The following is a 6,416-nucleotide window of genomic DNA, read 5'->3' as shown; positions in this document are numbered from 1 at the left end:
CGGCGGCGCCAAGGGCGGCCCGCGCCGGAGCCCGGCGGCCGGCAGCGGCCGGCGCACGGCGCCGTCGCGCCCGCGCGAGCTCGACGCCAAGATCGAGGAGCGGAACCGGGAGCGGCACAACAAGCCGCAGCTCAAGCTGCCCAAGACGTTCGGCGAGCAGGAGGGCGAGCGCCTGCAGAAGGTGCTGGCCCGGGCCGGCATGGGCTCCCGCCGCGCCTGCGAGGAGCTGATCGAGCAGGCCCGTGTCGAGGTCAACGGCCAGATCGTCACCGAGCAGGGCCTGCGCGTCGACCCCGAGAAGGACGAGATCAAGGTGGACGGCCTCACCGTCGCCACCCAGTCCTACCTGTTCTTCGCGCTCAACAAGCCGGCCGGTGTCGTCTCCACCATGGAGGACCCGGACGGCCGCCAGTGCCTCGGCGACTACGTCACCAACCGCGAGACCCGGCTCTTCCACGTCGGCCGCCTCGACACGGAGACCGAGGGCATCATCCTGCTCACCAACCACGGCGAGCTGGCCCACCGCCTCACCCACCCCCGCTACGGCGTCCAGAAGACCTACCTGGCCGCCATCACCGGGCCCCTGCCGCGCGACATCGGCAAGCGGCTGAAGAGCGGCATCGAGCTGGAGGACGGCTACGCGCGCGCCGACAACTTCCGCGTCGTGCAGCAGACCGGCAAGAACTACCTCGTCGAGGTCACCCTGCACGAGGGCCGGAAGCACATCGTGCGCCGGATGCTCGCCGAGGCCGGGTTCCCGGTGGAGAAGCTCGTCCGGACCTCGTTCGGGCCGATCGCCCTCGGGGACCAGAAGTCGGGCTGGCTGCGGCGGCTCACCAACACCGAGGTGGGCATGCTGATGCGCGAGGTCGAGCTCTAGAGCCCGTCCGGAGGGGTGCCCCGGGTCCGCCCGGGCACCTCACTCCACCGAGGCGCGCCGCACCCGCACCAGGAAGTCCTCCACCCGTCGCCGGTCCGGCTCCTCCGGCAGCGGCGTCCGGGCCGCGGCCGCGTCCGTCTCGTCCCGCAGCCGGGCCATCCACCGCTCGGCCTCGGCCCACGGCACCTCACCCCGCCGCACGGCCAGCAGCCGCTCCCGCTCCGCGCCGACGTCCAGCACCAGGACCCCGTCGCGCAGCAGGTCACGGCCGCTGGTCAGCAGCCGCAGCAGATGCATGGCGTGCTTCCAGCGGGGGACGCCGTGCTGCCGGACGCTCGCGTCGAGCTTGCGGCGCTGGGCGTCGGCGTAGCCCGTGAAGGAGCGGTGGACCAGCCGGGACAGAAAGGCGTCGCGCAGCGCGAGGAGCTCCCGGCCGGTGGCGTCGGCGTGCTCGACGAGGGGCGAGTGCAGGCACTCCAGGATGTTCGGATTGCCCCGCAGGGCCAGCTCGCAGAAGCGTTCCAGCTCCCAGGAGAACTGCTCCTCGGCCGGCCCCTCCACATGCGCCGGCGGCTTCTCGAAGCGCCAGAACAGCGGGGCCGGCGCGGCGTAGACACCGCGCCGGTCCGTGTCGCTGTCCTCGGTCGCGAGGCCGAAGGCGCGGGAGCCCATGACACAGGAGTAGACCGTGTACCGGGCGACGAGCTCATGGGCCTCCGCGGCCGGGTGCTGCTGCATGGCCGCGATTCTGTCCCGTCGCGGCGGGCCCTGTCACAGGGATTCCGGCCGCGCGGGCACGGTCAGGACGCGGGCACGGTCAGGACCAGACCGCCAGGCTCACCGCCCGCCCGTCCCCGTCCCGCTGGATCTCCATCATCCCCTCGACGGCGTCCCGGTTGATCCGCCCGTAGACGTGCGGGAACAGGGCCCCCGGCGCGGCGCCGGGCGGCGGGGCGGGCGCCGCCGCCTCCCAGCGGACCAGGACGCCCAGTTTGTGCTCGTCGATGAGCAGCGCCATCAGCGGCCCCTTCACGTCCCGGTAGTAGGCGGAGGCCACGGCGAGCGTCGTCTCCTCGTCGGGGGAACAGTGCACGAAACCCTCCTCGTCGAGGGAGGCGGGGGCGAAGGGGCGGTCGGGCACGGCCAGCCAGTCGTCCAGGGGCACCACATGAAAGATCATGTCCACGTTCTACCGGACGCGGGCCCGTCCGTCCCGGCAGCCCGCCCCGACCGGGCCACACCCCCGCCGGACACGCCCTAGGCTGGGCGTGCGGGGCCCGCGCCCCTGTCGAGACCCGACCGTCCCGCGGCCGGACCGCCCGCCTGCACCCGGGCGCCGCCGCGGCCCTGCGCAAGGACACGCCCAGTGAGAACCGCCCTCATCATCGGCACCGGACTGATCGGCACCTCCGCCGCGCTCGCCCTGGCGGGCCGCGGGGTCCAGGTCCACCTCAGGGACCACGACCCCGCGCAGGCCCGGACGGCCGCCGCCCGCGGCGCCGGCACCGACCGGGAGCCGGAGGGCCGCTGCGACCTCGTCGTCGTCGCCGTGCCGCCCGCGCACATCGCGGCCACCCTGGCGGACGCCATCCGGTCGGACCTGGGCCGCGCCTACCTCGACGTCGCCAGCGTCAAGGGCGGCCCCCGCCGGGAGCTGGAGGCGCTCGGCTGCGACCTCAGCGGCTACCTGGGCACCCACCCCATGGCCGGCCGCGAGCGCTCCGGCCCGATGGCCGGCTCCGCCGACCTGTTCGAGGGCCGTCCCTGGGTGCTGACCCCCACCCGGGACACCGACACCGAGGTCCTCAACATCGCCCTCGAACTGATCGCCCTGTGCCGGGCGGTGCCCGTGGTGATGGACGCCGACGCCCACGACCGGGCCGTCGCCCTCGTCTCGCACACCCCCCAGCTGATCTCCAGCATGGTCGCCGCACGGCTGGCGGACGCCGACGAGACGGCCGTACGCCTGTGCGGCCAGGGCATCCGGGACGTGACCAGGATCGCCGCCTCCGACCCGCGCATGTGGCTCGACATCCTCTCCGCGAACCCCGGGCCCGTCGCCGACGTCCTCGCCGCCGTCGCCGCCGACCTGGAGGGGACCGTACGGGCCCTGCGCGCCCTGGACGCGGCGGAGGCCGCCCCCGAGGCCCCGGAGGCGGCGGCGGGCCTGGAGGACGTGCTGCGCCGCGGCAACACCGGCCGGGCGCGCGTCCCCGGCAAGCACGGCTCCGCCCCGGCGGCGTACGAGACGGTGACCGTCCTCATCGGCGACCAGCCGGGCGAGCTGGCCCGGATCTTCGCGGACGCGGGCCGCGCGGGCGTCAACATCGAGGACGTCCGCATCGAGCACGCCACCGGCCAGCAGAGCGGCCTGATCCAGCTCATGGTCGAGCCGCGGTCCGCCGCCGGGCTCGCGGCCACCCTCCGGGACGGCGGCTGGTCGCTGCGGCAGTAGCGCGACGGCGGGCGGCGGGGCTCGGCTGCACGGGGCGGTCCGGTGAGCCAGTAACCTTGGGTGAGCCGCAGACAGGCAGCGACGACTCGCCGCCGTGCACGAGGAAGGTGTCAGACACCGTGGAAACCGCCGCCCGGACCGCACCGGCAGCAGTCATCGTCGCCATCGACGGCCCCTCCGGCACGGGCAAGTCCAGCACCTCGAAGGCCGTCGCCGCCAAGCTCGGCCTGCGCTACCTGGACACCGGCGCCCAGTACCGGGCGATCACCTGGTGGATGCTGAGCAACGGCGTCGACGTGAACGACGCCGCCGCCGTGGCCGCCGCCGCGGGCAAGCCCGACCTCGTCTCCGGCACCGACCCGTCCGCCCCCACCATCACGGTCGACGGCCTGGACGCCGCTCAGCCGATCCGCACTCAGGAGGTCACCGCGGCGGTCAGCGCCGTCAGCGCGGTGCCCGAGGTGCGGACCCGTCTGACCGCGCTCCAGCGGGCCGTGGCCGCCGCGGCGCCGCACGGCATCGTGGTCGAGGGCCGGGACATCGGCACCACCGTGCTGCCGGACGCCGGCCTCAAGATCTTCCTGACCGCCTCGCCCGAGGCGCGCGCCGCCCGTCGCAGCGGTGAGCTCAAGGGCAAGGACGCCGTCGACCTGGCGACCACCCGGGCCGCCCTGATCAAGCGGGATGCCGCCGACTCCGGCCGCAAGACCTCGCCGCTGGCCAAGGCCGACGACGCGGTCGAGGTGGACACCACCGAGCTGACCCTCGACCAGGTGATCGAATGTGTGGTCACCCTCGTGGAGTCGAGGCGGAGCGCGACCGAGGACACGGGGAAGGGGTCCGCGGAGGTGCGGTCCGCGTGACCTCCGCCACCGGTGCGGCCGTCGGGAGACGGATCGGCATCGGCCTGATGAACGGGCTGTGGAAGCCCCGTGTGCTGGGCGCCTGGCGGGTGCCCGCGGCGGGGCCGGTCATCCTGGCCGTCAACCACTCGCACAACATCGACGGCCCCATGCTGATGGGCACCGCGCCCCGGCCGGTGCACTTCCTGATCAAGAAGGAAGCGTTCATCGGCCCGCTGGACCCCTTCCTGCGCGGCATCGGCCAGCTGAAGGTCGACCGGTCGGGCGCCGACCGGACCGCCGTCACCGGCGCGCTGGACGTGCTGGCCGCCGGCGGGGTTCTGGGGATCTTCCCCGAGGGCACCCGGGGCGAGGGCGACTTCGCCGCGCTGCGGTCGGGCCTCGCCTACTTCGCCGTGCGCTCCGGGGCGCCCGTCGTACCGGTGGCGGTCCTCGGGAGCACCGAGCGGAAGGGCCGCCTCGTCCCGGGCCTGCCGCCGCTGCGCAGCCGCGTCGACGTCGTCTTCGGCGACGCCTTCGCGGCCGGCGACGGCAGCGGCCGCCGCACCCGTACAGCACTGGACGAGGCCACCGCACGCATCCAGCGGCGGCTGAGCGCGCACCTGGCGGACGCCAAGCGCTTCACCGGCCGCTGAACGAAACTGAGTAGCGGACCCGTCAGGGCCGCCGACGACGAAGAAGAACGAGGAACGGACTCCATGAACGACCAGATCCACACCGGCGACGAGCACGGTGAGCTTGGCGACGCCGAGTACGCGGAGTTCATGGAGCTCGCGGCGCAGGAGGGCTTCGGGGCCGACGAGGTCGAGAGCGAGCTCGCCGCCGCGGGCCACGGCCCGCTGCCCGTGCTCGCCGTGGTCGGCCGCCCGAACGTCGGCAAGTCGACCCTGGTGAACCGTGTCATCGGCCGCCGCGAGGCCGTCGTCGAGGACCGCCCGGGCGTCACCCGGGACCGCGTCACCTACGAGGCCGAGTGGGCCGGCCGCCGCTTCAAGGTCGTCGACACCGGCGGCTGGGAGCAGGACGTCCTCGGCATCGACGCGTCCGTCGCCGCCCAGGCCGAGTTCGCCATCGAGGCCGCCGACGCGGTCGTCTTCGTCGTGGACTCCTCCGTGGGCGCCACCGACACCGACGAGGCCGTCGTCAAGCTGCTGCGCCGGGCCGGCAAGCCCGTCGTGCTCTGCGCCAACAAGGTCGACGGCCCCTCCGCCGAGGCCGACGCAGCCGCCCTCTGGTCGCTGGGCCTGGGCGAGCCGCACCCGGTCTCCGCCCTGCACGGCCGCGGCACCGGCGACATGCTGGACGCCGTGCTGGAGGCGCTGCCCGACGCCCCCGCCCAGACCTTCGGCGCAGCCCTCGGCGGCCCCCGCCGGATCGCCCTCATCGGCCGGCCGAACGTCGGCAAGTCCTCCCTGCTCAACCGGGTCGCCGGTGAGGAGCGGGTGGTCGTCAACGAGATGGCCGGCACCACCCGCGACCCCGTCGACGAGATGATCGAGCTCGGTGGGAAGACCTGGAAGTTCGTGGACACCGCCGGCATCCGGCGCCGTGTCCACCTCCAGGAGGGCGCCGACTACTACGCGTCGCTGCGCACCGCCGCCGCCGTGGAGAAGGCCGAGCTTGCGGTCGTCCTCATCGACGCGAGCGAGTCCATCAGCGTCCAGGACCAGCGGATCATCACCATGGCCGTCGAGGCCGGCCGCGCCCTGGTGCTCGCGATCAACAAGTGGGACACCCTCGACGAGGAGCGCCGCTACTACCTGGAGCGCGAGATCGAGACCGAGCTCGGCCAGATCGGCTGGGCGCCGCGGGTGAACGTCTCCGCGAAGACGGGCCGGCACATGGAGAAGCTGGTCCCGGCCATGGAGACCGCGCTCGCCGGCTGGGAGACCCGGGTGCCCACCGGTCGGCTCAACGCCTTCCTCGGTGAGCTCGTCGCGGCCCACCCGCACCCGATCCGGGGCGGCAAGCAGCCCCGCATCCTCTTCGGCACCCAGGCGGGCACCCGCCCGCCGCGGTTCGTCCTCTTCGCCTCCGGCTTCCTGGAGGCGGGCTACCGGCGCTTCGTCGAGCGTCGGCTGCGCGAGGAGTTCGGTTTTGAGGGGACGCCGATCCACATCTCGGTGCGGGTCCGGGAGAAGCGCGGGCGCAAGAAGTAGAAGAACCAGCCGACAGGCGGCCGGGAGGGTGTGCGTCCCCCGGCCCCTCCGGAGCGGGG

7 protein-coding genes are annotated in these 6,416 nt (G+C 74.1%); 5 read left to right on the top strand and 2 right to left on the bottom strand.

Features of this window, described 5'->3' with window-relative positions:
- A partial coding sequence (locus HN013_RS30830; RefSeq protein WP_171172103.1) for a pseudouridine synthase occupies positions 1–880 on the top strand: 880 nt, incomplete at its 5' end.
- 39 nt (positions 881–919) lie between these two features.
- Here HN013_RS30830 and HN013_RS30825 read toward each other — a convergent pair.
- Positions 920–1,618 carry a DNA polymerase beta superfamily protein gene (locus HN013_RS30825; protein ID WP_171172101.1) on the bottom strand — a complete coding sequence of 233 codons (699 nt, stop codon included), beginning with the start codon at positions 1,616–1,618 and terminating at the stop codon, positions 920–922.
- Between the two features lie 79 nt (positions 1,619–1,697).
- Positions 1,698–2,060 (bottom strand): DUF952 domain-containing protein, encoded by a 363-nt coding sequence (locus HN013_RS30820; protein WP_171172099.1) that lies wholly within the window; start codon positions 2,058–2,060, stop codon positions 1,698–1,700.
- A 186-nt stretch (positions 2,061–2,246) separates the two neighbouring features.
- Between HN013_RS30820 and HN013_RS30815 the strand changes: the two genes are divergently transcribed.
- From HN013_RS30815 to der, 4 genes are all read left to right on the top strand, one after another.
- On the top strand, positions 2,247–3,335 hold the full coding sequence (locus tag HN013_RS30815) for a prephenate dehydrogenase (protein WP_171172097.1): 1,089 nt from the start codon (positions 2,247–2,249) through the stop codon (positions 3,333–3,335).
- A 107-nt stretch (positions 3,336–3,442) separates the two neighbouring features.
- Positions 3,443–4,198: a (d)CMP kinase gene (gene cmk, locus HN013_RS30810; RefSeq protein ID WP_171172096.1), complete on the top strand. Its 756-nt coding sequence runs from the start codon at positions 3,443–3,445 to the stop codon at positions 4,196–4,198.
- 47 nt (positions 4,199–4,245) lie between these two features.
- On the top strand, positions 4,246–4,833 hold the full coding sequence (locus tag HN013_RS30805; protein WP_249375636.1) for a 1-acyl-sn-glycerol-3-phosphate acyltransferase: 588 nt from the start codon (positions 4,246–4,248) through the stop codon (positions 4,831–4,833).
- A gap of 63 nt (positions 4,834–4,896) precedes the next feature.
- Positions 4,897–6,357: a ribosome biogenesis GTPase Der gene (gene der / locus HN013_RS30800; protein ID WP_171172092.1), complete on the top strand. Its 1,461-nt coding sequence runs from the start codon at positions 4,897–4,899 to the stop codon at positions 6,355–6,357.
- The last annotated feature ends 59 nt before the right edge of the window (positions 6,358–6,416 follow it).

Source organism: Streptomyces sp. I05A-00742 (assembly GCF_013055795.1).
Taxonomy (GTDB): Bacteria; Actinomycetota; Actinomycetes; order Streptomycetales; family Streptomycetaceae; genus Streptomyces.
This window is presented reverse-complemented; position numbering and strand designations above follow the sequence as displayed.